1 protein-coding gene is annotated in these 644 nt (G+C 71.4%); it reads right to left on the reverse strand.

The window, feature by feature from the left end; translation table 11 throughout:
• Window positions 1–94: 94 nt before the first annotated feature.
• Window positions 95–644 (reverse strand): hypothetical protein (locus HUX53_RS38135; protein WP_217920386.1); only part of this gene is annotated, 550 nt, incomplete at its 5' end.

A 644-nucleotide genomic window follows, 5' to 3' on the forward strand; every position in this document is an offset into this window, starting at 1 on the left:
TGTGGGCCAGTGACCGGTGGCTACCGTGGCGGTTGGCACGGTTTTTGGATTGGTGTTGTGAGGTGGGGGTGATGCGGTCGGTGGGGGTGGCGTATCAGTTTCGGCATCGGGAGTTGCAGGAGTTCCTGGCCCGTACCGCGACAGCTCCAGTCTCGAACGCGGCGTCCTCTTCCTCGGAGTGCGGTGACGGCCGATGAGAGCCGTCGCCGTGCGTAGAGGGGGACCCATCGTGTCCATTCGAGTCCGCGTGGGTGTCGGGGCGCGTGGCGGGGAGGGGGGTCGGTGGTCGTGGTAGGGAGTGGCGGCGGCGGTGTGCGGGGCACGATCGTGAGCGGCGCTCGCCGTTGGGGCCGGAGCGGCGGGGCGCGCGTGTGGGGGGGGGGTGGTGGCCGTCCAGGGGCGTGGTCGTCGCGACGTCCTGTGGGCGGTCCGGCTTGCGCGTGACGATGAGGAGCGCGTGCTCGGCCAGCAGCGTGGAGCGCGGCTGGTAGGACGAGGGGAAGCACGGCACCTCGATGGGGCCGCCCAGGTCCTCCAGCTGGAACATCGCCCACGAGGTGGCCTGCTGGGTGACCTGGCGCTGCAGCCCGGACAGCAGGCCCGCGACGATCACGATCTGGCCGTCCGGCCGCTCGCCGCCGTTC

It is taken from the genome of Actinomadura sp. BRA 177 (genome assembly GCF_013372625.1).
Lineage (GTDB): Bacteria > Actinomycetota > Actinomycetes > Streptosporangiales > Streptosporangiaceae > Spirillospora.